We start from the raw sequence: 23,062 nt of genomic DNA on the forward strand, positions 1-23,062 counted from the left end.
GAGGCGTGGAGACGGCCGCAGCGCCGGAGCCGCGGCCGATGGCAGGCGTCGATCAGCACGCACCGTGCCGCCACCGCAGCACAGCCGCCGATTCAGACGGCCTCAGTCATAGCGCGACAGATCCGGCGCCTTCATCGACGGCGTCATCAGCTTGGCGGCAATGTTCTGGATGCTGGGTTGGCTGGCGAATTTCAGTGCGCCGTGCAGCAGCTGGATGCCGAGCCGGCTGTGTGGATTCATCAGGCGCGGGCCGATCTTCGGTACGCCCTGGCCCTGTTCCACCATCGGCCGCATGGCGTCGGCGTAGGCGGCGAAGGCCTGTTCCAGCGTCGCGGCGCGTGCGATCTCGTTGGCCAGCACGTAGCCGCCGGTGACCGCCAGGGTGGCGCCGATGCCGGCCAGCGGGGTTGCGCACCAGGCCGCGTCGCCGGTCAGCACGACGCGGCCGGCGTGCCAGCGCGGCATGCGCACCTGCCGCAAGGCATCGAAGTAGAAATCGTCGGTGGTGTCCATGCCGTCCAGCACCCGCGCAGCCTGCCAGCCGGCGTCGGCGAAGCGTTCGCGCAGATAGGCCTTCTGGGTCGCCATATCCCAGTCCTGCTCGCCCTCGGGGGCTTTCTGCAGCGACAGCATGGCGCGCGTGGTGCCGTGCTGGTCAGGGCGCAACGAGATGCTGCGCCCGCCGGTGGCGTGATACCAGCGCCACAGGCGGTCATCGTCGGCGGTGCGTGCGATGGTGAAGTAGGCGATGGTCAGATCCATCCAGCGCGGGTCGTTCTCGCCGGGGAACAGCAGCTCGCGCGTGGCCGAGCCGACGCCTTCGGCGACGATGACGGCATCGAAGCGGTCGCTGCGTCCGCTTTGGAAGTGGACGGTGGCAGCCTCGCCGTCGTCATCGATGCTGGCGATGCGGTCGCCGAACAGGTACTCGGCCTGCTGGCGGGCGGCGTCGTAGAGCAGGCGGGCGAGATCGCCGCGCAGGATTTCCAGTTCTGCGGTCGGGCCATCGCCGTCCATGTCGTCGGTCTTGAAGGTCGCCACCGCATGGCCGTGGTCGTCGACCCAGGCGGTGCCTTCCTCGCCGGTGCCGTGATCGAGTGCGGCCTGCTCCAGGCCCATGCGCTGCAGGACCTCGCGGCCGACCCCGCGCACGTCGATGTTCTGGCCGCCATCGCGAAACTGCGCGGTCTGCTCGCCGACGCTGACGTCGAACCCCTGCCGGGCGAGCGCCCAGGCCACGCTGTTGCCGGCGACGCTTGCGCCGGTGATGAGGATGCGACACGCCATGACAGATCACCCGGAAGAATAAATATCAGAAGTGATATTACATGTCTCGGTCGCGCTGCTCCAGGTTGGCGATCAGGCGCTGCATGAACGCGACAGTCTGCTGCGCCTCCTCGGGGGAGAAGTCCTTCAGCGCATCGGCATTGAGATCGATCAGTATCTTGCCGCCGATCTCGGCGATCTTGCGCCCACGCGGCGTGAGCGAGACCACCGCAGCGCGGCGGTCCTGCGGCGCCGGGGAGCGCTTGATCAGCTTCAGGCCCTCCAGCTTGTCCAGCAGGGCCACCATTGCCGGCTGCTTCACCGCCGAGTCGATCACCAGATCGCGTTGCAGCATCGGCCCTTTCCAGGACAGCAGCATGATCGGCCCGATCAGTGCCAGCGACACGCCATGCGGCCGCAGTTGCGCATCCACCAGACGATTGAAGACCCGCGCAGCATGGTTGGCCAGATACCCCGGTGCGACCGCAGCCAGTGGGTGAATGAGTACGTCGCGATCCTGCATCTGCGTTACCGTGCCACGCCTTTCGGCCATCTCGCGATTTTATCCGGGCACGCGCACCACGGGGCATTGCCTGCGCGCCGCGTCGAGACATCCATGCCGGCTGCCGCGCGGCAACGTGCGCCATGGTGGGGCCGGCGCGCAGTCAGCAGGCATCGTCACCTGAGTGTTGTAACGTAGGCGGGCGCTGCACGCCGGGCAGGGCGCCCACGGCAATGCCGGATGGCGCTGGTGGCAGGTCAGGCCGGCAGGTCGGCCTGGTCCGATCCTGCCAGCCGGCGATGCGCGGCGTTGGCCCCTGGTTCCTCTTCAATGGTTCGTCAAAGATGCTTGTTTGGGTGATTGGTAAGCCGGCCGCGCACCGCGTTGCGCATTGCACGCAGGACGACTGCCGCTGGACGGCAGCACGATCGGGCGCCGCATGAGCGCGCCGTTTCCGTATGGCGACAGCGCCATGGCGCAAGCCGTGCGCGCCTACGATTGGGCCGCAACAACGCTGGGGCCGACCACGCAATGGCCGTCGCCGCTGCGCAATGCGGTCAGCCTGATGCTCAGCTCGCCGGAAAGCATGTATGTGGTGTGGGGCGATGCGCTGACCTTCTTCTACAACGATGCCTATACGCCGATCCTGGGGCCGCGGCAGCCGCATGCGCTGGGTGCGCCGCTGCAGGAACTGTGGGCCGATGCCTGGGAGGCGGTGCGTGCGCCAATCGAGGCCGCGTTCGCGGGGCGCGCCTCGCGCTTCGAGGAAGTGCCGATCGGCATGAACCGCTACGGCACGCCGGAAGACACCTGGTGGACGTTCTCGTTCTCGCCGATCTATCTGGACGATGGACGTGTGGGCGGCGCGTTCTGCGTCACCAACGAAGTCACCGACCGCAAGGTGGCGCAAAACCGGCTTGCCGATGAGCACGAGCGGCTGATCCGGTTGTTCGAGCAGGCGCCGATGTTCATGGCGTTCCTGAGCGGTCCGCAACATCGGGTGGAGTTCGCCAACCCGTGCTATTCGCGCCTGATCGGGCACCGCGACGTGATCGGCAAGCCGCTGGCCGAGGCCTTGCCGGATCTGGTCGAGCAGGGGCATCTGCATCGCCTGGACGAGGTGTACCAGTCCGGGCGTGCCTATGCGGCCAATGCGCTGGCCTATAACGTGCAGGCCGAGCCGGGCGGCCCGGTGGAGCGACGCCTGCTGGATCTGGTCTACCAGCCGATCGCCGGCGCCGACGGCACCGTCTCCGGCATCTTCGTGCAGGGCCTGGACATCACCGACCGCATCGGCCTGGAACGCGCGGTGCGCGAGGCGGAAGTGCGCAACCGGCAGATCCTGGACAGCGTGATGGACTACGCGATCATCGCCACCGACCTGCACGGCCTGGTCACGTCCTGGAACGAAGGCGCGCAGCGCATTCTGGGCTGGAGCGAAGCCGAAATGCTGGGCCAGACGCTGGAGCGCACCTTCACCCCGGAAGATGTGGAGCGCCGGCAGATCCTGATCGAGGCGGCGGCGGCGCTGGAAAGCGGCAGCGGCATGGACGAGCGCTGGCATGTGCGCAAGTCCGGCCAGCGTTTCTGGGCGAACGGGTCGCTGATGGTGCTGCGCGACGAAACCGGTGCGGCGATCGGCTTTGTCAAGGTGCTGCGCGACCGCACCGCCGAGCGGCTGGCCAGCGAAGCCCTGCGCGAGAGCGAGCGCCGGCTGGATGCGCTGGTGCGCGCGTCCTCGCAGTCGATCTTCTCGGCCAGCGCCGACTGGCGCGAGCTTCGCCAGCTGGTTGGCGAGGGGGCGCTGAGCGATGCGCTCTCGGCAAGCTTGAACTGGCAGCAGGAGATGGTGCACCCGGACGATCGCGCGCGGCTGGCCGAAGCCATTGCGCATTCGATCGTCAACAAGACCGGGCTGGATGTGGAATACCGCGTGCTGGATGCCGATCAGCGGGTGGGTTGGACCCTGATGCGCGCGATTCCCCTGCTGGACGAGCGCGAGCAGATCGTGGAGTGGTTCGGCACCGCTGCCGACATCACCGACAAGCGGCTGGCCGAACAGCAGCTGCGCCAGCTGACCGAAACGCTGGAAGAGCGCGTGCGCGAACGCAGCGCGGCGCTGCTGCTGGCCGAGGAAAAGCTGCGCCAGAGCCAGAAGATGGAGGCGGTCGGCCAGCTGACCGGCGGGCTGGCGCACGACTTCAACAATCTGCTGACGGCGATCAGCGTCGGTCTGGAGCTGTTGCAGACGCGCATCGAACAGGGCAAGTACGACCGCCTGGAGCGCTACGTGGAAATGGCGCAATCCAGCGCCGCGCGCGCCACCGCATTGACCCAGCGGCTGCTGGCGTTTTCGCGCCGGCAGACCCTGGCGCCCACCGCGCTGGACGTGCAGGCACTGGTGCAGGGCATGCACGACATCATCGCGCGCACGCTGGGGCCTTCGATCGCCTTGCGGCTGCGCCCTGCAGCCGACCCCTGGAAAGTGCTGGTGGATGCGCCGCAGCTGGAAAACGCGCTATTGAACCTGTGCATCAACGCGCGCGATGCGATGCCCGATGGCGGGGAGCTCACCATCGCCGTCGCCAACCGGGTGCTGGACGCCGGCGCCGCCCAGCAGCTGGACCTGCCGATCGGCGAGTACGTGTGCCTGAGCGTGCAGGACACCGGCACCGGCATGAGCGCCGATGTGATGTCCAAGGTGTTCGAGCCGTTCTTCACCACCAAGCCGATCGGGCAGGGCACCGGTCTGGGCTTGTCGATGATCTACGGATTCACCCGCCAGTCCGGCGGCCACGTGCGCATCGATTCGGAGGTGGGCGTCGGCACCACGATGGCGCTGTACCTGCCGCGCTTCGATGGCGTGCTGGCGCAGGACGAGGCAGTGCCGGCGACCGAGCAACCGCTGCGTTCCACCGCGCCAAGCTGCACGGTGCTGCTGGTGGAAGACGAAACCGCGATCCGCGTGCTGATGTCCGAAGTGCTGAGCGAAGCGGGCTACCGCGTCATCGAGACCGCCGAAGGCAGCGCCGCAGTGGAGCGCCTGCGCTCGCAGGAGACGATCGATCTGCTGGTGACCGACGTCGGCCTGACCGGCGGATTGAACGGACGTCAGGTCGCCGACGCGGGGCGGCAGTCGCGGCCGACGCTGCCCGTGCTGTTCGTCACCGGCTACGCGGCAACCGCGGCGGTGGGCGCCGGGCAACTGGAGGAGGGCATGGAGGTGCTGACCAAGCCGTTTTTGGCCGTGGACCTGGAACGCCGCGTGGCGCAGCTGCTGGAGCGCAAATCGCACTGAGGCCTGCATGCAGGCCTGGCGATGATTGGGTCGGGCTTGCTTACAGCGCGGTCTGCACGATGCCCAGCAGGTCGCGCAACGAAAACGGCTTGGTCAATAGACGCATGCCGGTATCGAGAAAATCCGCGCGTTTGGCAATGGACCCGGCATAGCCGGTCATGAACACGATGGGCAGGGCGGGATACAGACGGCGCGCATTGTCGGCAAGGTCGCGCCCGTTCATGCCGGGCAGGCAGATATCGGACAGCAGCAGATCGAACGGACGCGCCTGGTTGAGCTGCTCCAGCGCCTGCTCGGCATCTGGCGACGCGATGACCTGATAGCCCTCGTCACCCAGGATATCTGCGGTCATCGCACGAATGGCATCGTCGTCTTCGACCAACAAGATACGGGCGTTACATGATGCGTGATTCACCGATGTCCTCGAGCGATCGTAACCATGCGATGCACTTCAGGCGTAACGCTAGGCCCACGCGCGTGACGAACGTGTCGGAACTGTCATAAAGCGCGCCGCAGGTCACAGCACGCTACCGGTATCGCGGGCGCTCAGCTCGCGCCAAGCAAGCTGATCCATTAATTGGTGCGCAGCGGTCAGTGATGCGCCCGTGATAAATTTAAACCTATGGAAAATCTGAAGCCGATGATCGCAAACCGCATTACGACTGGTACGACGGGGCTTGACACCATCCTGCGCGGCGGCCTGCCGCCCAACCGCCTGTACCTGCTGGAGGGCCAGCCGGGCTCGGGCAAGACCACCGCGTCGCTGCAGTTCCTGCTCGATGGCGCTGCAAAGGGCGAGAGCTGCCTGTACGTGACCTTGTCGGAAACCATCGACGAGCTCAACGAAGTGGCCGCCTCGCACAATTGGTCGCTGGAGGCGCTGCATATCTTCGAGCTGGCATCGGCCGAGGCGTTTCTGGGCGATGGACGCCAGCAGTCCATCCTGCATCCGTGGGAAATGGAGCTGGATGGCACCATCAAGCTGATCCAGTCCGAGGTGGACCGGGTCAAGCCGACGCGTGTGGTGTTCGACTCGCTGTCCGAGTTGCGCCTGCTGGCGCAGGATTCGCTGCGCTACCGGCGTCAGGTGCTGGCGCTCAAGCAGTTCTTTGCACCGCGCAACATCACCGTGTTCCTGGTCGACGACCTCACCGGCGAGAACGGCGAACGCGATGCGCATCTGCACAGCCTGTGCCACGGGGTGATTTCGCTGGAACGCATGACGCTGGATTTCGGTGCGGCGCGGCGGCGCATGCAGGTGCAGAAATTGCGCGGTGTGGATTTCATCGCCGGCTACCACGACCTCACCATCACCACCGGCGGCATGCGGATCTTTCCGCGGCTGATCGCCTCCGATCACCATGTGCCGTTCATTGGCGATGCCGTGTCCAGTGGCGTGGCGCGTGTCGATGCGCTGCTGCATGGGGGGCCGCTGCGCGGTACCAGCACGCTGCTGACCGGGCCTGCCGGTTCGGGCAAGACCAATATCGCGCTGCAATACGTGACCGCTGCCTGCGAGCGCGGCGAGCATTGCTGCATCCTGGAATTCGACGAGCGCACCGGCACCTTGCTGACGCGTGCCGAGAGCCTGGGCATGGATCTGCGCAAGTATCTGGACGCGGGCCTGCTGGAACTGCATCAGATGGATCCGGCCGAGCTGACCCCGGGCGAGTTCGCCTGGGCGGTGCGCGCCAGCGTGGAACAGCGCAACTGCCGCGTGCTGGTGATCGACAGCCTCAACGGCTATCTCACCTCGATGCCGCAGGAAAAGCAGCTGATGCTGCAGATGCACGAGCTGCTGTCCTACCTCAACCAGAGCGGTGTGACCACGTTCCTGGTCAATCCGCAGCATGGCCTGGTCGGCACGATGTCCACCGGCAACCTCAACATCTCCTACATGGCCGACACCGTCATCCTGTTCCGCTTCTTCGAGGCGCAAGGGCGCATCCGCAAGGCCTTGTCGGTGATCAAGAACCGCAGTGGCGCGCACGAGGATTCGATCCGCGAGCTGCGCATCGGGACGGGCGGTATCCATCTGAGCGAGCCGCTGGAGAAATTCCACGGCGTGCTGACCGGTACTCCGCATCTCGTTGGGGACGATACGCCGTTGCTGGATCGTCCACTTGACTACCTGTGACCCGGATGGGTCCATCGTCCACATCATCGCGCCGTTCGGCCGCGATGCGGAGAGCATTGCCGGCATCGTCGGCCAGCGCGGACTGACGCGCCGGGTGTACGGCTCGCTGGCTGCGCTGGCCAGCGACCTGCTCGATGCCTCCGGCGTGGTGGTGCTGACCGAGGAAGCGGTCGGCGGCGATCTGCAGCAGCTTTCGCGCATCCTGCAGAGCCAGGCCGCCTGGTCGGATATTCCGTTCGTGCTGCTGCGTGCACCGCGCGGCACCCATAACGGGCGCCAGGCCACGCTGCCGGCGGAAGTCACCAATGTCATCGAGCTGGAACGGCCGCTGAGTTCGTCTTCGTTGTTGAGCGCGATTTCCACTGCTTTGCGCTCGCGCCAGAAGCAGTTCGTGATCCGTGACCAGATGGAGCAGTTGGCCGAAAGCAAAATGGCATTGATGTCGAGCGAGGCCGAGCTGCGCCGCGTCACCGATGCGCTGCCGGTGCTGATTGCCTTCATCGACAAGGATCTGGTGTACCGCTTCGCCAACCGCTCGTATGAAGACTGGATCGGCATCCCGCCTGCCGAGGTGATCGGGCGCCCGATGGTGGATGTGGTGGGGCCGGCGGTGGTGCAGCAGCGCCGCGCCTGGATCGAGGCCGCACTGGCCGGGCGGGCGTTGACGGTGGAGGCCAGCTGGCCGCACGCCGACGGACGCCGGCGTGATGCGGAGATCCGCTACATGCCGCGCCTGGATGCGGACGGCAAGGTGGACGGCTTTCATGTATTTGCCACCGACATCACCGCGCGCGCGCTGGCGCTGGAATCGATCCAGCAGCAGGCCAGCCTGCTCGAGGTCAAGGTGGCCGAGCGCACCGCTGAGCTGCAGCAGCAGATGCTGGCACGCGAGTCCAGCGAGGCGGCATTGCGCCAGGCGCAGAAGATGGAAGCGGTGGGCCAGCTCACCGGCGGCATCGCACATGACTTCAACAACATGCTGACCGGCATCCTGTCGGCGCTGGATCTGGCGCGCCTGCGCATCGACCAGGGTCGCACCGAAGGGCTGGGTCGCTTTCTGGATGTGGCGTCGGCGTCGGCCCTGCGCGCGGCCGCACTGACGCAACGGCTGCTGGCGTTTTCGCGCCGGCAATCGCTGGAAGCGCGGCATCTGCATCTGAACGACCTGGTGGTGTCGCTGCAGGAATTGCTGGCGCGCACGCTGGGCGAATCGGTGCACCTGGAAACCGATCTGCAGGCCGACCTGCCGCAGGCGTATGTCGACGAAAACCAGCTAGAAAGCGCGCTGCTCAACCTGGCGATCAATGCTCGCGATGCGATGCCCGATGGCGGGCAGCTACGCATCGCCACCCGGCAGTTGCAGGTCCAAGCGCAGCCGCTGGAACTCGGGCGCGGGGTGACGCTGGCGCCGGGCAATTACGCGGTGGTGTCGGTGACCGACAGCGGCGCCGGCATGCCGGCCGATGTGCTGGAGCGTGTGTTCGAACCGTTCTACACCACCAAGCCGATCGGGCAGGGCACCGGCCTGGGCATGTCGATGATCTACGGCTTCATGCAGCAGTCCAACGGGCAGGTGTGGGTGGAGTCCGAGCTGGGCAAGGGCACCACGGTGAGCCTGTATCTGCCTGCCGGTCTCCATCCGCAGGCGCTGTCGCCGCAACCGCAAGCCGGTGCCGTGGTGGCCGGGCGCGGCCAGCAGGTGCTGGTGGTGGAAGACGACGAACAGGTACGGCTGCTGGTGACCGAGCTGCTCAACGAGTTGGGCTATGAGGCCGATGTGGTGGCCGACGCCGATGCCGCGCTGCCGATCCTGGCTTCACAACGGCGCATCGATCTGCTGGTGACCGATGTGGGCCTGCCCGGACTCAACGGGCGCCAGTTGGCGGAGATTGCGCGGCAGTCGCGGCGGGATCTGCCGGTGATCTTCATGACCGGCTATGCGGAAACCGCGCGCGATCGCGGCGAGTTTCTTGCCGACGGCATGAGCATGATTGCCAAGCCGTTTACGCTGGGCGAGTTCAGCGGAAAGCTGCACGAGGTGTTGGGGCCGTCGGCCTGATGGCGTTGCGCGGTCAATCGCGCCTGACACCACAACGGCGCTGCCGTCGGCTGGCACCGGGGCGTCTTTGATGAGGGATGCAGCCTGAGGTTGGCGTCAGGGCGCTGCGCGCCCGGATTGCCGCGCGCTGGCCAGCGACTCGGCCACGGCGATCTTGTCGGCCACCGCCTTCTGCATCGGCGAGCCGGCGGCGAGCAAGCCATGCAGATGCCGCCAGTGCTCGCTGGCAGCGCGGTAGTCCTGCTGCTGAAAGTCGCTGATGCCCAGTAGCCACAGCCCGCGTTGATGATCCGGCTCGCGTGCGACCACCTGTTGCATGCGCCTGCGTGAATTGGCGTCGATGGCGAAATCGCTGCGCTTGGCCATGTCCGCGGCCACCCAGCCGACGATGGCGGCGCTGAGATCCGGCGCGATTTTGAGCGCTTGCGCATAGGCCTCACGCGCATCGGCGGGGCGGTTGTCCTGCTCGTGGGTCCTGGCTTGCTGCATCCACGACTCCAGCGCCTGCTCCTGCGCAGCGTCGGCGTTGGCCTCTGCGGCCCGGGCTTGCTCACCCGCGGCGGCGGCAGGCGCGTCTGCCGGTTGCGCCGTCGCATACACACGCCGTGCGATCGCATCCGGCGCGCCGACCAGCCGATACAAGCCGGCCGTGGCGATCGGCAAGCCGAGCACCAGCACAATCGGCAGGCTGTAGCGTGCATTGCCCCTGCGCGTTGGCTGGCGCAGCAATGGCACCAACACGAACAGCAAGGCGACGACCACCAGCGCGGCGCTTGCGACATAGAAACCGGTCATCACCATTCTTCCTCCGGTTGCGGCGCCACCGGCGTACCGGCGCGCGCGCGTTTGCGCACGGTATGGATCACCACGCCCGCACCGGCACCCAGCAGCAGCAACGGACCGAACCACAGCAGCCAGGTGCCGCGCTTGACCGGCGGGTCGTACAGCACGAAGTCCGAATAGCGATCGACCATGTACTGCTTGATCTGCGCATCGCTTCTGCCGGCCTGCAACTGCGCGAACACCTGGTGGCGCAGATCGCGCGCAAGCTCGGCATTGGAGTCGGCCAGGTTCTCGTTCTGGCACACCAGGCAGCGCAACTGCGCGGTCAGACGCTGATAACGCGCTTCGTCGCTGCGGTTCTTGAACGGCAGCGGGTCCACCGCCTGCGCCGCCAGCGGCGGTGCAAGCAGCACGCCCAGCAGCAGCACCAGCAGCAGACGCAGTTGCCGGCCGTGCATGCGCCAGTACCAGCGCCAAACCCAGCGTGCCGCCATCACTGCGTGCCCCCGGGCAGTGCGGCGATGGCGGGCAGCAATTCGTCGTTGATGACCGCGGGCGTGAGCACGCCAATGTGCTTGTAGCGGATCACGCCTTGCGCATCGATCAGGAAACTCTCCGGTGCGCCATAGACACCGAAATCGATCGCGGTCTGGCCGGCTTCATCGGCAATCACCAACGCATACGGATTGCCGTACTGCGCAAGCCAGGCCGTGGCGTCGGCAGGCGCGTCCTTGTAGTTGTAGCCGATCAACGCCACCCCGAGCCGGCTGGCCTGCGCCATCAGCACCGGATGTTCGTGCACGCATTCGGCGCACCAGCTGCCGAAGACATTGAGGACGTAAGGCTTGCCCAGCAGCTGATCGCGGCTGACGCGTTGCTCGGGCCGATCCAGCCGCGGCAGCGAGAACGCCGGTGCCGGCTTGCCGATCAACGGCGAGGGCACATCGCGCGGGTTGTGCTGCATCGTCCAGTAGATGCCGAAGCCGAACAGCGCCGCCAGCAACAAAAAACCCAGCAAGGGCAGCAGACGGTTCATGCGTGCGATTCCTGCGCAGTGACACTGGTGCCGTGTGCCGGTGCCGGTGCCGGTGCCGGTGCCGGTGCCGCCGTCGTGGCGAGCGCCGGCGCACGAAACCGGCGGGCACAGGCGCTGACGAAGCCGCCCAGCATCATCAGCAGGCCGCCGGCCCAGATCCAGCGGATGAAGGGTTTGTAGTACAGCCGCAGCGTCCAGTCGTACTCGATGTGTTGATCGTCCAGCGGCTCGCCGAGCGCGACATACAGATCACGGGTGATACCGGGGTCGATCGCCGATTCGGTCTGGATGCGCTCGCTGCTGTACAGGCGTTTTTGCGGATGCAGCTGCGCGACCAGCTGGCCATCGCGGCTGACCTGCACGCTGCCTTGTTCGGCCTTCCAGTTCGGCCCGTCGATCAGCTGCACGCCGTCGAAGCGGAAGGCGTAACCGGCGATCTCGGCGGTCTGCCCGGGCGACAGCCGCACGTCGCGTTCGACCGACAGGCTTTCCGACACCAGCACGCCGGCCACGAACACCGCCACGCCCGCGTGCGCGAGCAGCATGCCGGCCATTTCCGCCGGAAACCGCCGGCCGCGCGGCATCTCGCGCCAGCGCTTGTACATGTACAGCGCTGTGCCGGCCGCCACCCATGCGGCGACGCCGATGCCGGCGATCGCCCTGGGTTGGCCCTCGGCAAACAGGCTGCCGACCAGCGCACAGGCGACCGCGGCGATGCCGGCGCGCGTGCCCAGTGCCTGCAGCGGCGCCGCCTCTGCCTTGCCCCAGCGCAGATAAGGGCCGAACGGCAGCAACAGCATCACCGGCAACATCAGCAGCGGGAACAGCAAACCGAAGTAGGGCGGCCCCACCGACACCTTGCCCAGTCCGAAGGCATCGGCCACCAGCGGAAACAAGGTGCCCAGCAGCACCATTGCCGCCGCCACGGTGAGCAGCAGGTTGCCGATCAGGATCGCGGTCTCGCGCGAGGCGGCGGCGAACGGTTTGCCGATAGCGATCCGGGGCGCGCGCAGCGCATACAGCAGCAACGAGCCACCGACCACGGCGATCAGGAAGATCAGGATGTACAGGCCACGGCGCGGATCGGCGGCGAAGGCGTGCACCGAGGTCAGCACGCCCGAGCGCACCAGGAAGGTGCCCAGCAACGACAGCGAGAACGCCAGGATCGACAGCAGGATGGTCCAGGCGCGCAGGCTGCCGCGTTTTTCGGTGACCGCCTGGGTGTGGATCAGCGCGGTGCCGACCAGCCATGGCATGAAGCTGGCGTTTTCCACCGGGTCCCAGAACCACCAGCCGCCCCAGCCCAGTTCCGCATACGCCCACCAGCTGCCGGCGACGATGCCGGCGGTGAGGCAGGCCCAGGCCACATTGGTCCACGGCCGCGCCCAGCGCACCCAGGCCTGTTCCAGTTCGCCACCCAGCAAGGCCGCCACCGCGAACGCAAACGCCACCGAGAAGCCGACATAGCCGGTGTACAGCACCGGCGGGTGGAAGGTCATGCCCGGGTCCTGCAGCACCGGATTGAGTTCGTTGCCATCCAGCGGAATCGGCGACAGCCGCGCGAACGGATTGGAGGTCAGCAGGATGAAGGCGAGAAAGCCCACCGACACCAGCCCCAGCACCGCCAGCACGCGCGCGGCAAAATGCTGCGGCAGATGCCGGCTGAAGGCGGCCAGCAACAGCGTCCAGGTCGACAGGATCGCGATCCACAGCAGCAACGAGCCTTCGTGCGCGCCCCACACCGCGGCAAAGCGGTAGTACCAGGGCAGGGCGATGTTGGCGTTGTCGGCGACATAGCGCACCGAAAAATCCAGCGACAGCAGCGACCAGGCGAGCAGGCCGAACGCCATCCACACAAACAGCGCCTGACCGACCGCGGCAGGCCGCGCAAGGCCCATCAACGCGCCATTGCCGCGCCAGGCGCCGATCAGCGGCAGCACGCCCTGGGCGAGCGAGAGCAGTAACGCCAGGATCAGTGCGATCTGGCCGAGTTCAGGCGTCATGGGCGAATCGCATCGTGCAGCGAAGAGGAATCATCGAGGGAAGGAACAGCCTGCGCGCCGCATCAGCGCGGCGCAGACAGCGGCACCGCGGCGGCGGGAATCGGCTTGCCGACATGGCCTTCGGCCATCGCGTCCTTCAGTTCTTTCGGCATATAGGTTTCGTCGTGCTTGGCCAGCACTTCGTTGGCGACGAAGCGCCCGCCCTGCATGCGCCCGTTGGCGATCACCGACTGGTTGTCGCGGAACAGGTCCGGAAGAATGCCGGTGTACTCGACCTGCGTCGCGGCATGCTTGTCGATCACGGTGAAGTGGACGGTGAGGCTGTCGGTGGCGCGCTGGATCGAGCCGGCCTTGACCATGCCGCCGAGGCGGAATTGCCGGTAGCTGGCCGCTTCGCCGGCATGCACCTGGCTGGGCGTGAACAGGTAGCTCATGTTCCGCTGCAGCGCGAGCACGATCAGCGTGACCGCCAATGCCGCAGCGGCGAGTGCGCCGATCACCAGCCACAGGCGTTGCTTGCGGGTGGCGTTCATGGGGCGTCACGCTCCAGCGGCGCCGTTGCCGACAGCTCGCGCGTGCGCCGCGGCGTTTGCCGTTGCAGCTGGCTGCGCAGCTCGCGCGGCAGGCGGCGGCGACGTAACCATGGCGATGCCAGGTCGGCCAGCAGCACCAGTACGAACAGCGCGTATGCGGTCCACACGTATTGCCCGTAACCGCCCATCGCCAGCAGGGTCGTCATGCGGTGCGCTCCGTCAGCACGATGCGGCGCGCCCAGTTCTTGCCGCTTTCCAGAGCGAGCAGGTCCACGCGCACGCGGCCGAACAGGCTGGCCAGGTAATAGCACTTGGTCGCCAGCGTCATGGTCAGCAGCGGCCACAGCATGTCCGCGCTCATCGTGGAGGGGCCGAGCAGGCGCACGGTGGAGCCCTGGTGCAACGTGTTCCACCACACCACCGAGTAATGCACGATCGGCAGATTCACCAGGCCCACCAATGCAAGCAAGCCGGCCGCACGCATCGCCTGACGGCGGTCTTCCACCGCGTGGTACAGGCCGAGCACGCCCAGATACAGGAACAGCAGCAGCAACTCGGAGGTCAGCCGCGCATCCCAGGTCCACCAGGTGCCCCACATCGGCTTGCCCCACAGTGAGCCGGTGCACAAGGTGATGAAGGTGAAGGCCGCGCCGATCGGCGCCGAGGCCATGGTCACCACCTCGGCCAGCTTGATCCGCCATACCAGTGCGATGAACGCGGACACGCCCATCGCCGCGTAGATGAAAAGACTCATCCAGGCGCTGGGCACGTGGATGAAGATGATGCGGTAGGCATCGTGCTGCTGGTAATCCGGCGGCGCCAGCACCAGCCCACCGTAGGCGGCTACCGCACCAAGCAATAGCGCCAGGCCCAAGGCCCACGGACGCACGCGTCCGGCCACGCGATAGAAAGTCGGCGGCGAGCTGAGTCTGTGCAGCCACAAGGGAATCCACTTGGCCATGCCGGTGTCGTCAGTTGGAATGTCTGGCGGGAGGCGCCAGCGCCTGCACGGCGGCGCCGGCGTTGACCTGCAACTGGCCGTCGGAGAGCTTGCTGGTGCGCTGCATCAGCTCGCGCAATGAGGTGGCGTCCAGCGACGGCGACAGCGACAACAGCAGCGCGACCACGCCGCTGACATGCGCGGTGGCCATCGACGAGCCGGAGGTGAAGTCGTAGCGGCCGTTCGGCTGGGTGGTCAGGATGTCCTTGCCGGGGGCGCTGAGCACGCCGGGCATGGCCGCGGTGGGGCTGCTGCTGCGCACCACCAGCACGCCCGGCACATCGTTGGGAAAGCCGTCCAGCCGGCCGTTGGGCGGCATCGCGGCGACCACGATGCGGCCCTGCTGCACCAGGTGCTGCAGCATCTTGCTCAGCAGCGGGTCGGCCGGGCCGCCCAGGCTCAGGTTGATCACGCGCGCGGAGCTGTTGTTGATCGCCGCCAGCGCCTTGGCCAGGGTGAAGGTGTTGCAGCGTGCGGTGGCGCCGACCGTGGGCGCATACCAGCAGGCCTTGTAGATGCTCAGCATGGCCTTGGGCGCCATGCCGACGATGCCTTGATGGTTGTTGCTGCCGGCGGCGATGATGCCGGCCACCTCGGTGCCGTGCGAGTCGCTGCTGGTCATCACCGGCGAGTCGTCAACCAGGTCGTGCACGTCGCGGATGCGCGCCTTCAGGTCGGCATGCGTGGTGTCCACGCCGGTATCGACCACCGCCACCACCACGCCGCGGCCCTGGGTGACGGTCTGCGCGCTGGCCGCATCGGTGGCGATGAAGCCGCGTTGCAGATCCACATAGGGGTCGTTGTAGCCGGACAGCGCGGTGGTCTTTTCCGATGCGTCGGCGGAAAACACCGAGAAATCCTGCACCGGTTGCACCAGCTCCACGCCGTCGTCGTCGGCCAGCGCGCTGACCAGTTCGTCGCGCGACACTCCCGGCGGCGGCTGCAGCACGGCGCAATACAGGCCCAGCGAGGTGATCGGCCAGCCGGAGACTTCGCGCAGCTTGTAGCGCTGCTTGAGTGCTTCCATGCGCACGGCGGCCTTCTGACCGGCGCCGTAATAACTGGAGGCGTAGCCGATCAGGCTGGACCCGGCGCGGGCCGGTGGTGCGCTGAGCGGGTTGGCCACCGCCAGCAGGATGTCGCGGCTGCTGTCGGGCGTATGCGCATCGGCCGCCGGTGGCGTGCTGGCGCTGGCGGCGACGGGCGCCGGCTCCTGCGCGGCGGCCTGCGGGCCAAGGCAGATGCAGGCGGCGATGATGCCGATGGCAAGCAGGCGCTTCATGGTGCGGACACGATCTCGGCCATGCGGATGCCCGGGTTGGCGCGCAGTTGCTGCACGGTCTGCTGCGACTGGACCGGCGGTTGCGGCTGGGCCGGCACCACGGTGTAGGCGCCCATCTCGTTGGGCCCGCCGATTACCTGCAACTGCTGTGCATGCAGCAGGCGGTCCCAGTCGGCCACGGTCATCTTGGCGTCCGGCACCACCCGGATGGCGCCTTGCGGCACCGGCTGGGCGGTGGCGCTACTGAGCGTGCGGTAGTCGTGCGAGGGCGCGGGCGCGGCCAGCCTGACGCCCATGACGCCCAGGCCGATTGCCTGCACCAGCGCCGCGGCCGCCAACGCGCGCACCGTCCAGCTACCGGAGCGGCGCGCTGGCGGCGGCGCGGGCGCGCTGGCCTGCTCCGGCGCGTCCAGGCGGCCGAGCAGGCGCTGCAGGCCGGCGTTGGCGTCCAGCTTTACCACAGACGGCAGCGCCAGCGCCTGGCGCAGGCGGTTCTGCTGGGCGAACTCGGCACTGCACGAGGCGCACTTGGCCACGTGCGCAATCAGCCAGGTGTTCTCTTCCTCGGTGGCGCTGTCGAGCAGGACCGCGGGCATCAGTTCCCAGGCGTGCGAGCATTCCTTGCCAGGCGCGATGAAAAACGTCTTCATTGCATGGTCTCCGTATAGGGGGCGCCGCCGGCCAGACCGGGCAGCACATTGCGTAATTTGACCCGCGCATGGAACAGCCGGGCCTTGATGGTGCCTACCGGGCACTGCATGATCTCGGCCACTTCTTCCAGCTTGTGGCCGACGCCGTAGACCAGTTCGATCACCAGGCGCTGGTCCGGCGACAGCCGTTCCATGCCCTTGTCGAGCCAGTCGCGCAGCTCGCGGTCGTCGTTGTCGTCGGCGCTGGGGGCGTGGTCTTCCACCACCGCGGTATCGTCGATGGCCTCGCCGTCATGCTGGCGCAGGCATTTGAGGCCGCAGCGGTAGGCAATGCCCATGATCCAGGTCGAAACCTGCGAATCGCCGCGGAAGTCGCCGGCCTTCTGCCAGGCGATCCAGAAACAGTCGTTGATGGCTTCCTCGATGATGTCCGGGCGCCGGGTCAGGCGCGACAGGAAGCGGCACAGCCGGCCGTGATAGCTGGTGTACATGGTGGACAACGCGGCGCGATCGCCCGCCGCCATGCGGCGCAGCAGCATGCGATCGGTGGCATCACCCAGGGGGTCGGAATCATTCATCGAGGCAGGCACGGCTTAGGACGCATGTCAGTGCCCGCGGGCGGGCAAAAGGTTGCGTGGGGATCAGAAGGTGACCGACGCGGTGCCCAGCCAGGGCGTTTCGCCGGGGCCGCCCTGCAGGCGTGGGGTGTTGTCGCTGGTGACGATGCGTTCCAGCTTCAGCGTCCATCGGTCCCGACTCCAGCGCAGGCCGAATTGCCCATACTGATAGCGGCCGGACCGGGCGGCGCCGTAGGCCATCGCCGGGAAACGTGACGAGCCGGCCCCGACCGTCAGGCTGAGGTCGTCGCGCAGCGGGATATTGGCGGTGACGTCGATGGCGACATTCCACGGCGACTGGTCGGCGCGCGGGAAATTGAAGGTCGACACCGAGAAGGTCAGCACGTCGCGATAGGACCAGGCCAGGCTGGCCTCCTGGCGGTCGAAGGTGCGCGTGGCCTGATTGGTGGGGTAGCCGTAATACAGCGCGCTGGCCTGTATCTGCCAGCGGTCGCCCAGCATCCAGGCGCGTGCGGCCTGGGCGGTCACCGCCACCGGCCTGCTTAGCGAGGGCGATTGCAGCGCGACCGACGCCGACATCGACCAGCCCGGTGCAGGCAGCCAGTAGCCGGCGGTCTGCAGGGTGGCCTTGTTGGGCGCGATCGAGATGCCGCGGTCGATCAACTGCGAGGTCACCGCCACCGCGCCGCCGACCGTGCCGGCGATGGCGTTGCCTGGGCCCAACACCAGGGCCAGCAGCAGGCAGTGGCGCAACGCGGCGCGTCGCCGTGCGGCCTGCGCGTGCCGGCAGTGCGGCGTGCCCCGGGGCGTGTGGCAGCGTCGCCGGCCCGCCCAGTGGCCGCTCGCGAGCCACGGCTGCCCGTCGCAGGCGCAGCTGCGTCGCGTCCGGAGCGGGTAAGGCCTGGCAGTCAAGGCATTCGGCAATGGGGTAGGCGTCTACATGGAACAGGGGCGCGATAGTGACCCATCACGCAAGACGAGACCGCTGCGACGGCGGTTGTTCCGTCCGTATACGCGAAGGAACCGGCACAGGCAACGCGCACCTGTGCCGGTATGCGCCGGCGATCGCGCTTCCGGATGCCAACCGGCAGCGCTGGCGCCAGCACGCCGGTGGCGATCAGTGCAGGGTGTTGAGGTAGGCGATCAGCGCGTCGAGTTCCTTTTGATCTTCCAGGCCTTCGTACTTCATCTTGGTGCCCGGCAAGGCCTTGGAGGAGGACTGCGACAGATAGGTCTTGAGCTGAGCAGGCGTCCACTGCCACTTGCTGGCCTTGAGCGCATCGGAGTAATTGCTGTAGTCGGCCAGGCTGGCGGCCGGGCGCCCGGCCACGCCGAACATCGACGGGCCCTTCTTGTTCTTGCCCTGGGCGGCGCTGTGGCATTCGGCGCATTCGGTCATGAAAACGCCTTTGCCGTCGGCCGCGTGCGCAGGTGGGGCAAGCAGGGCGCCGGCCAGCAGCAGGCCGGCCAGCGGGGCACACAACAGGGTCTGGTGGAATGACTTCATGGGGGTCCTTACGCGTGTGGGGGATCAGAACGAGACATTGACCGACAGCGCGAAACTGTCGAGATCGCGCGGGTTGGTGATCGGAATGCCGCCACCGAACACATTGGTGGTGCTGCCGTTGAACTTGTCGAAGCGGAACCAGGTGGCCGCGAACCGCACGTTGGCATTGGTGGTGTAGGTGCCTTCCTTGCCGAACGGGGTCCAGTACAGCAGGATCAGATTGGCGGTGGTGTCGGGGATGCCGTAGGGCTGATAGCGCGCCACATCGAACGAGCCGCTGTTGATCAGATGCGCCGCCAGCACGCCGTAGGTCTGCTTGAACGCGTAGTTCATGCTGATGTTCTGATCGCGCACGCTGCCGCGATCGCGCGGGGACATGCTCGGGTCGGTCGGCAGCAGCGGGCTGCCGTATTTGCGGCGCTCGTAGATGTTGACGTAGGCCAGCGACAGTACGTGCTCGCGGGTGCCGAGGAACTGATAAGTCAGGTCGTAGCCCAGATCGGTGAGGTCATCGCTGGGGCCGCCGCTGCGCAGCCGCTGGCGGCGCGTGGTCATGGCGGTCAGGCCGGCCGAGAAGAACTGCCGCTTCATGTCCTTCATGTAGGCAAAGCGCGCATAGCCGGTGTCGCTGAGCCTGCCCGGGTCGCCGTTGGGGTTCCAGCCCAGGTGGTCCTGCGCGTCGGTGGACAGCGCGCTGTAGCTGCCGACTTCGCCGTACCAGTTGCGGTCGAACAGGCCGTACACGGTGGCGCCGATCACGCGGTTGGAGAGCGAGGACGAACTGAGCATGCTGGCCGAGCCGGCATTGGACACCGGGCTCAACGTCGATGCATTGGGCAGCACCTGGATCGGGTCGGACACGCCGGGATTGTTGTTGATGCTGACGCCGACCATTGCGTCCTTGCCGGCCAGCTGGAACGGCTTGCTGACAAAGCGCAGATCCACATCGTCCAGCTGGGTGTTGAAGGTGTCGTTGCCGCCGTTGTTGGAGCGGATCTTGGAGTAACCGCCGACGTGGTCGTTGACCCGTCCGGCCAGATACAGGTCCGCTTCGTTGATGCGTGCGCTGCTGTCGCCGCGGCTGGGATTGCGCCGGGTCCAGGTGACCTGGCCGGAGGCCGGGATCTTGGTGCCGTTGCCGTCGGTATCGGTGAAGCCGCCGAGCTTGAAGCGCATGCCGTACGGCGTCAGCGACGGACCGTAGGAGCCGACATGGCAGTCCGCGCACGACGAACCGGTCTGGCGTGCGAACGAGGGAATCGCCTGCGCCTGGGTGCTGGCCAGCAGCAGCAACGGGCCGGACACGCACAACAAGGAGGTCAGGGAAGCGGTGCGCGTGGCAGGGGTGCGACGCGGAGCGGGCTGGGGAGTAGGCATGGAAAGTCCTTGTTCGACGGTACGGGGGTCGGCGCTGCGGGAGCGGGGGACGGCGGGCAACACGATGGAGCTCATCGGCGTTTTCCCGGCAGCACGCGGTGCAGCAGGCCATCGCGCAACACCAGGTGATGCCAGAGGGCGGCGCCGATATGCGCGATCACCAAGGCCAGCAACACCCAGGCGGCATTCAAGTGCCAGGTGCTCAGGGTGTCGGCCAGGTCTTCATCCGGCGCAACCAGATTGGGCAGCGTCAGTCCGAACAGATAGACCGGTTTGGCGTAGGCGTTGCTCAACGACCAACCGATCAGCGGCAGGGCGACCATCAAGCCGTACAGCGCGAGGTGGGTGGCGCCTGCAGCCAGCCGCATCGGCAGCGGCGATGGCGGGCCGGGCGGCAACGCGCGCAGGCGGATGCGCAGGCCCACCCGCAGGACGAACAGCAGCAGCACCATCAAACCGAAGTGGCGATGGCCTTCCATCAGCCACTGCCGCAGGGCGCGTCCTTCCAGCTCGGCGCGCAGCAGGATCAGCGTGGCTGCCATGGCCAGGCAGAACACTGTCAGCCAATGCAATACGCGCATCGGTCTGGGCAGCGGGATGACGCGCGCCGGCAGTGCGGCCTGCTCTGGCAGCGCACTGGCACTGTCGGCTGCAACCGCATCGGGCGCGTGGGGGGATGAACTCATCGATCGGTGTCCTGCGCTGGTGTCGTTGGATCCGGCAGTGCGCGGTGCGCTGCCAGGCCTGGCTCCCCACGCCGGCCGAGCTGCGGCCACGTGAACGTGCACCGATATGTGCGGCGCGGCCGCTGAAAGGTTGCATCGCCGTGCAGTGATGACGTGCCTGGCCACGGGGTTGGCGACAGCGACTGCGCTTGCGCGCACACGGGTTCGCAGCGCCGTGACGCCGCGCAACCTTTCGCGCATGCCGGCGCACTCAGGCATGTCGCACTACGTGCAGTCAGCGGTTACGCCCTTCCGATCATGGCCATCGAACGCATCCAGTTGCATACCCACGGCGACGATCGCGGGCTGCTCATCTCGTTGGAGCAGCAGCGCAATGTCCCGTTCGAGATACGTCGTGTGTATTACCTGTTCGGCACCCGCAACGGCGTCCATCGCGGACAGCATGCACACCGCCGGCTCAACCAGCTGGCCGTGGCCTTGCATGGCTCGGTGACGATCCTGCTGGATCAGGGCGACGGCCACGGCCAGCAGGAAGTGGTGCTGGACGATCCATCGCAGGGCCTGCTGCTCGGCCGCATGGTGTGGCGCGACCTGCATCGCTTCAGCCCCGACTGCGTGCTGATGGTGCTGGCCGACCAGTTCTACGATCCCGCCGACTACATTCTTGATTACGACCAGTTCCTCAGCGAAGTGCGCGCTGGCAGCGGTCTGGACGCACGCAGGTTGGAAGCATGAGCGTGCACAAGCCCTTGGTGATCGTGGGCGCAGGCGAATTTGCGCAGATCGCCTGCGAGTATTTTCAGCACGACAGCGACTACACCGTGGTGGCCTTCAGCGTGGAGCGCGACTTCCTGCTGCGGCCCACGCTGGCCGAGTTGCCGGTGGTGGCCTACGAAGAGCTCGAGCAGCGCTATCCGCCCGAACAGTACGAGGTCTTCGTCGCCATCCCGGCCACGCAGCTCAATCGCCTGCGGACGCGCTTTTTCCAGGACATGCTGCGGCGTGGCTATCGCTGCGCCAGCTATGTCAGCTCGCGTGCGTTCGTCTGGCGCAATGCGCAGATCGGCGCCAACTGCTTCCTGTTCGAAGGCAACGTGATCCAGCCGTTCACCCGGATCGGCGACAACTGCATCCTGTGGAGCGGCAACCATATCGGCCACCGTACCGTGGTGCAGGACAATGTCTTCATCGCCTCGCATGCGGTGATTTCCGGCTATTGCGAGATCGGGTGCGGCAGCTTCATCGGTGTCAACGCCACGCTCAGCGACAAGGTGCGCATCGCCGCCGACAACATCATCGGCGCCGGTGCGCTGGTCACCCGGCATACCGATGCCGAGCGTGTCTACGTCGGCTCGCCGGCGCGCGCGGTGGCCGGCAGATCCAGCTTCGACGTGGAGCTGTGAGCATGTTTGCATGGACCAAGCGCGGCCTGGTCTTCGACATCGCACGCGATGGTGTGGGCGGCTGGATGCAGCACGCCGCGCTGACGCCGACGCCCTACCGGTTGTCTGCGCAGGTGCTGCGTGTCTATGCGGGATTTCGCGATGCGCAGGGCGTGAGCCGGATCGGCTATGTGGACGTGCGCGCCGACGCACCGACGCAGATCGTCGGTGTCAGCTCGCAGCCGGTGCTGGACATCGGCCGCGCTGGCTGTTTCGACGACAACGGCATGATTCTCGGCGATGTGGTGGCCGGGCCGGATGGGCTGTACATGTTCTATGTCGGCTTCCAGCGCGTGGCCAAGGCCAAGTTCCTGGCCTTCACCGGGCTTGCGCTGTCCCGCGATGGTGGCGAGCGTTTCCAACGCTTGCAGGACACACCGCTGCTGGATCGCGCGCCCGGGCGCAGCACGATTGCCGCGGTGCATTCGGCACGTTTCGAGGATGGGCGGTGGCGGCTGTGGTACGCGGTGGGCGACGATTGGGAAACCATCGGCGGCCAGCCGTATCCGCGCTACCACATCCGCTATGCGGAGACCGACGATCTGCGCCATATCCCTGCCGACGATGTGGTGTGCCTGTGTCCGCAGGGCGACGAATACCGTATCGGCCGTCCGCGCGTGTATCGCCTGGGTGATCGCTATCTGATGTATTTCACCCGCGGCGATACGCACGGCGGTTATTTCCCGGGTTTCGCATCCAGTCGCGACGGTGTGCAGTGGCAGCGCGATGACAGTCAGCTGGGGCTGCAGCTGTCCGAGCAGGGCTGGGATGCGCAGACACTCTGTTACCCGGCCTTGATCCAGCAGCATGATCGGGTGTTGATGTTCTACAACGGCAATGCGATGGGGCAGGCCGGCTTCGGCCTGGCCGATGCCGCGTTGCCGCCGGGCCTGCAGGGGCACCATGTTTTCGGTTAGGCCGTA

General features: G+C 66.9%; 23 protein-coding genes. 6 read left to right on the forward strand and 17 right to left on the reverse strand.

All coding sequences use genetic code 11. The features are described 5' to 3' along the window. Window positions 1-102 precede the first annotated feature (102 nt). On the reverse strand, window positions 103-1,287 hold the full coding sequence (locus KHN93_RS08715; RefSeq protein ID WP_212579396.1) for an FAD-dependent monooxygenase: 1,185 nt from the start codon (window positions 1,285-1,287) through the stop codon (window positions 103-105). A 37-nt stretch (window positions 1,288-1,324) separates the two neighbouring features. Then, on the reverse strand, window positions 1,325-1,789 hold the full coding sequence (locus tag KHN93_RS08720) for a MarR family winged helix-turn-helix transcriptional regulator (protein WP_016903380.1): 465 nt from the start codon (window positions 1,787-1,789) through the stop codon (window positions 1,325-1,327). 418 nt (window positions 1,790-2,207) lie between these two features. Between KHN93_RS08720 and KHN93_RS08725 the strand changes: the two genes are divergently transcribed. Next, complete coding sequence (locus KHN93_RS08725) at window positions 2,208-5,066, forward strand: hybrid sensor histidine kinase/response regulator (RefSeq protein WP_212579397.1); 2,859 nt, start codon at window positions 2,208-2,210, stop codon at window positions 5,064-5,066. 40 nt (window positions 5,067-5,106) lie between these two features. Here KHN93_RS08725 and KHN93_RS08730 read toward each other — a convergent pair whose 3' ends face one another. Then, window positions 5,107-5,451: a response regulator gene (locus KHN93_RS08730; protein ID WP_016903378.1), complete on the reverse strand. Its 345-nt coding sequence runs from the start codon at window positions 5,449-5,451 to the stop codon at window positions 5,107-5,109. Window positions 5,452-5,688: 237 nt separating this feature from the next. Between KHN93_RS08730 and KHN93_RS08735 the strand changes: the two genes are divergently transcribed. Together KHN93_RS08735 and KHN93_RS08740 are read left to right on the forward strand one after the other, a co-directional pair. Then, on the forward strand, window positions 5,689-7,203 hold the full coding sequence (locus tag KHN93_RS08735) for an ATPase domain-containing protein (RefSeq protein WP_212579398.1): 1,515 nt from the start codon (window positions 5,689-5,691) through the stop codon (window positions 7,201-7,203). Next, complete coding sequence (locus KHN93_RS08740) at window positions 7,190-9,262, forward strand: PAS domain-containing protein (protein WP_039527901.1); 2,073 nt, start codon at window positions 7,190-7,192, stop codon at window positions 9,260-9,262. Before KHN93_RS08735 ends, KHN93_RS08740 begins: the two co-directional genes overlap by 14 nt. Window positions 9,263-9,358: 96 nt before the next feature. Here the strand turns inward: KHN93_RS08740 and KHN93_RS08745 are convergent, their stop codons facing one another. The 14 genes from KHN93_RS08745 to KHN93_RS08810 form a co-directional block, all read right to left on the reverse strand. Next, window positions 9,359-10,063, reverse strand: a complete 705-nt coding sequence (locus KHN93_RS08745; RefSeq protein ID WP_212579399.1) for a tetratricopeptide repeat protein — start codon at window positions 10,061-10,063, stop codon at window positions 9,359-9,361. Continuing rightward, window positions 10,057-10,539, reverse strand: a complete 483-nt coding sequence (locus KHN93_RS08750; RefSeq protein ID WP_065049067.1) for a cytochrome c-type biogenesis protein — start codon at window positions 10,537-10,539, stop codon at window positions 10,057-10,059. The genes KHN93_RS08745 and KHN93_RS08750 overlap by 7 nt, the downstream gene beginning before the upstream one ends. Further along, entirely contained in the window at window positions 10,539-11,081 is a 543-nt protein-coding gene (locus KHN93_RS08755; protein ID WP_212579400.1) for a DsbE family thiol:disulfide interchange protein, read from the reverse strand. The genes KHN93_RS08750 and KHN93_RS08755 overlap by 1 nt, the downstream gene beginning before the upstream one ends. Beyond that, window positions 11,078-13,084 (reverse strand): heme lyase CcmF/NrfE family subunit, encoded by a 2,007-nt coding sequence (locus KHN93_RS08760; RefSeq protein ID WP_212579401.1) that lies wholly within the window; start codon window positions 13,082-13,084, stop codon window positions 11,078-11,080. The genes KHN93_RS08755 and KHN93_RS08760 overlap by 4 nt, the downstream gene beginning before the upstream one ends. Before the next feature lie 62 nt (window positions 13,085-13,146). Continuing rightward, window positions 13,147-13,617, reverse strand: coding sequence for a cytochrome c maturation protein CcmE (gene ccmE, locus KHN93_RS08765; protein WP_039527891.1), 471 nt, complete (start codon window positions 13,615-13,617; stop codon window positions 13,147-13,149). Next, window positions 13,614-13,823 (reverse strand): heme exporter protein CcmD, encoded by a 210-nt coding sequence (gene ccmD / locus KHN93_RS08770; RefSeq protein WP_104570473.1) that lies wholly within the window; start codon window positions 13,821-13,823, stop codon window positions 13,614-13,616. Before ccmD ends, ccmE begins: the two co-directional genes overlap by 4 nt. Next, window positions 13,820-14,578, reverse strand: a complete 759-nt coding sequence (gene ccmC / locus KHN93_RS08775) for a heme ABC transporter permease CcmC (RefSeq protein ID WP_047125546.1) — start codon at window positions 14,576-14,578, stop codon at window positions 13,820-13,822. Before ccmC ends, ccmD begins: the two co-directional genes overlap by 4 nt. A 10-nt stretch (window positions 14,579-14,588) precedes the next feature. Then, window positions 14,589-15,899, reverse strand: a complete 1,311-nt coding sequence (locus tag KHN93_RS08780; protein ID WP_047125545.1) for a S8 family serine peptidase — start codon at window positions 15,897-15,899, stop codon at window positions 14,589-14,591. Further along, window positions 15,896-16,549, reverse strand: coding sequence for a zf-HC2 domain-containing protein (locus KHN93_RS08785; RefSeq protein WP_181143236.1), 654 nt, complete (start codon window positions 16,547-16,549; stop codon window positions 15,896-15,898). Before KHN93_RS08785 ends, KHN93_RS08780 begins: the two co-directional genes overlap by 4 nt. After that, entirely contained in the window at window positions 16,546-17,127 is a 582-nt protein-coding gene (locus KHN93_RS08790) for a sigma-70 family RNA polymerase sigma factor (RefSeq protein WP_104570471.1), read from the reverse strand. Before KHN93_RS08790 ends, KHN93_RS08785 begins: the two co-directional genes overlap by 4 nt. Window positions 17,128-17,190: 63 nt before the next feature. Beyond that, window positions 17,191-17,880, reverse strand: coding sequence for a TorF family putative porin (locus tag KHN93_RS08795; RefSeq protein WP_184230964.1), 690 nt, complete (start codon window positions 17,878-17,880; stop codon window positions 17,191-17,193). Between the two features lie 364 nt (window positions 17,881-18,244). Further along, entirely contained in the window at window positions 18,245-18,634 is a 390-nt protein-coding gene (locus KHN93_RS08800) for a c-type cytochrome (RefSeq protein WP_016902092.1), read from the reverse strand. Between the two features lie 24 nt (window positions 18,635-18,658). After that, window positions 18,659-20,011 (reverse strand): cytochrome C, encoded by a 1,353-nt coding sequence (locus KHN93_RS08805; RefSeq protein WP_212579402.1) that lies wholly within the window; start codon window positions 20,009-20,011, stop codon window positions 18,659-18,661. Window positions 20,012-20,082: 71 nt separating this feature from the next. Continuing rightward, window positions 20,083-20,697, reverse strand: a complete 615-nt coding sequence (locus KHN93_RS08810; RefSeq protein ID WP_016902089.1) for a cytochrome b — start codon at window positions 20,695-20,697, stop codon at window positions 20,083-20,085. 297 nt (window positions 20,698-20,994) lie between these two features. Between KHN93_RS08810 and KHN93_RS08815 the strand changes: the two genes are divergently transcribed. The 3 genes from KHN93_RS08815 to KHN93_RS08825 are packed head-to-tail and all read left to right on the forward strand — an operon-like array spanning window position 20,995 to window position 23,056. Further along, entirely contained in the window at window positions 20,995-21,432 is a 438-nt protein-coding gene (locus KHN93_RS08815) for a sugar 3,4-ketoisomerase (protein ID WP_016902088.1), read from the forward strand. Then, window positions 21,429-22,100 (forward strand): acetyltransferase, encoded by a 672-nt coding sequence (locus KHN93_RS08820; protein ID WP_212579403.1) that lies wholly within the window; start codon window positions 21,429-21,431, stop codon window positions 22,098-22,100. Before KHN93_RS08815 ends, KHN93_RS08820 begins: the two co-directional genes overlap by 4 nt. A 2-nt stretch (window positions 22,101-22,102) precedes the next feature. After that, window positions 22,103-23,056, forward strand: coding sequence for a glycoside hydrolase family protein (locus KHN93_RS08825; protein WP_212579404.1), 954 nt, complete (start codon window positions 22,103-22,105; stop codon window positions 23,054-23,056). The last annotated feature ends 6 nt before the right edge of the window (window positions 23,057-23,062 follow it).

Source organism: Xanthomonas arboricola pv. juglandis, from assembly GCF_905367715.1.
In the GTDB taxonomy this organism is placed as follows: Bacteria; Pseudomonadota; Gammaproteobacteria; order Xanthomonadales; family Xanthomonadaceae; genus Xanthomonas; species Xanthomonas arboricola.

Coding starts and splice junctions, on each gene's coding strand:
- KHN93_RS08715 (WP_212579396.1), bottom strand. CDS start 1,287: ATGGCGTGTCGCATCCTCATCACCGGCGCAAGCGTCGCCGGCAACAGC.
- KHN93_RS08720 (WP_016903380.1), bottom strand. CDS start 1,789: ATGCAGGATCGCGACGTACTCATTCACCCACTGGCTGCGGTCGCACCG.
- KHN93_RS08725 (WP_212579397.1), top strand. CDS start 2,208: ATGAGCGCGCCGTTTCCGTATGGCGACAGCGCCATGGCGCAAGCCGTG.
- KHN93_RS08735 (WP_212579398.1), top strand. CDS start 5,689: ATGGAAAATCTGAAGCCGATGATCGCAAACCGCATTACGACTGGTACG.
- KHN93_RS08745 (WP_212579399.1), bottom strand. CDS start 10,063: ATGGTGATGACCGGTTTCTATGTCGCAAGCGCCGCGCTGGTGGTCGTC.
- KHN93_RS08750 (WP_065049067.1), bottom strand. CDS start 10,539: ATGGCGGCACGCTGGGTTTGGCGCTGGTACTGGCGCATGCACGGCCGG.
- KHN93_RS08755 (WP_212579400.1), bottom strand. CDS start 11,081: ATGAACCGTCTGCTGCCCTTGCTGGGTTTTTTGTTGCTGGCGGCGCTG.
- KHN93_RS08760 (WP_212579401.1), bottom strand. CDS start 13,084: ATGACGCCTGAACTCGGCCAGATCGCACTGATCCTGGCGTTACTGCTC.
- ccmE (WP_039527891.1), bottom strand. CDS start 13,617: ATGAACGCCACCCGCAAGCAACGCCTGTGGCTGGTGATCGGCGCACTC.
- ccmD (WP_104570473.1), bottom strand. CDS start 13,823: ATGACGACCCTGCTGGCGATGGGCGGTTACGGGCAATACGTGTGGACC.
- ccmC (WP_047125546.1), bottom strand. CDS start 14,578: ATGGCCAAGTGGATTCCCTTGTGGCTGCACAGACTCAGCTCGCCGCCG.
- KHN93_RS08780 (WP_047125545.1), bottom strand. CDS start 15,899: ATGAAGCGCCTGCTTGCCATCGGCATCATCGCCGCCTGCATCTGCCTT.
- KHN93_RS08785 (WP_181143236.1), bottom strand. CDS start 16,549: ATGAAGACGTTTTTCATCGCGCCTGGCAAGGAATGCTCGCACGCCTGG.
- KHN93_RS08790 (WP_104570471.1), bottom strand. CDS start 17,127: ATGAATGATTCCGACCCCCTGGGTGATGCCACCGATCGCATGCTGCTG.
- KHN93_RS08800 (WP_016902092.1), bottom strand. CDS start 18,634: ATGAAGTCATTCCACCAGACCCTGTTGTGTGCCCCGCTGGCCGGCCTG.
- KHN93_RS08805 (WP_212579402.1), bottom strand. CDS start 20,011: ATGCCTACTCCCCAGCCCGCTCCGCGTCGCACCCCTGCCACGCGCACC.
- KHN93_RS08810 (WP_016902089.1), bottom strand. CDS start 20,697: ATGAGTTCATCCCCCCACGCGCCCGATGCGGTTGCAGCCGACAGTGCC.
- KHN93_RS08815 (WP_016902088.1), top strand. CDS start 20,995: ATGGCCATCGAACGCATCCAGTTGCATACCCACGGCGACGATCGCGGG.
- KHN93_RS08820 (WP_212579403.1), top strand. CDS start 21,429: ATGAGCGTGCACAAGCCCTTGGTGATCGTGGGCGCAGGCGAATTTGCG.
- KHN93_RS08825 (WP_212579404.1), top strand. CDS start 22,103: ATGTTTGCATGGACCAAGCGCGGCCTGGTCTTCGACATCGCACGCGAT.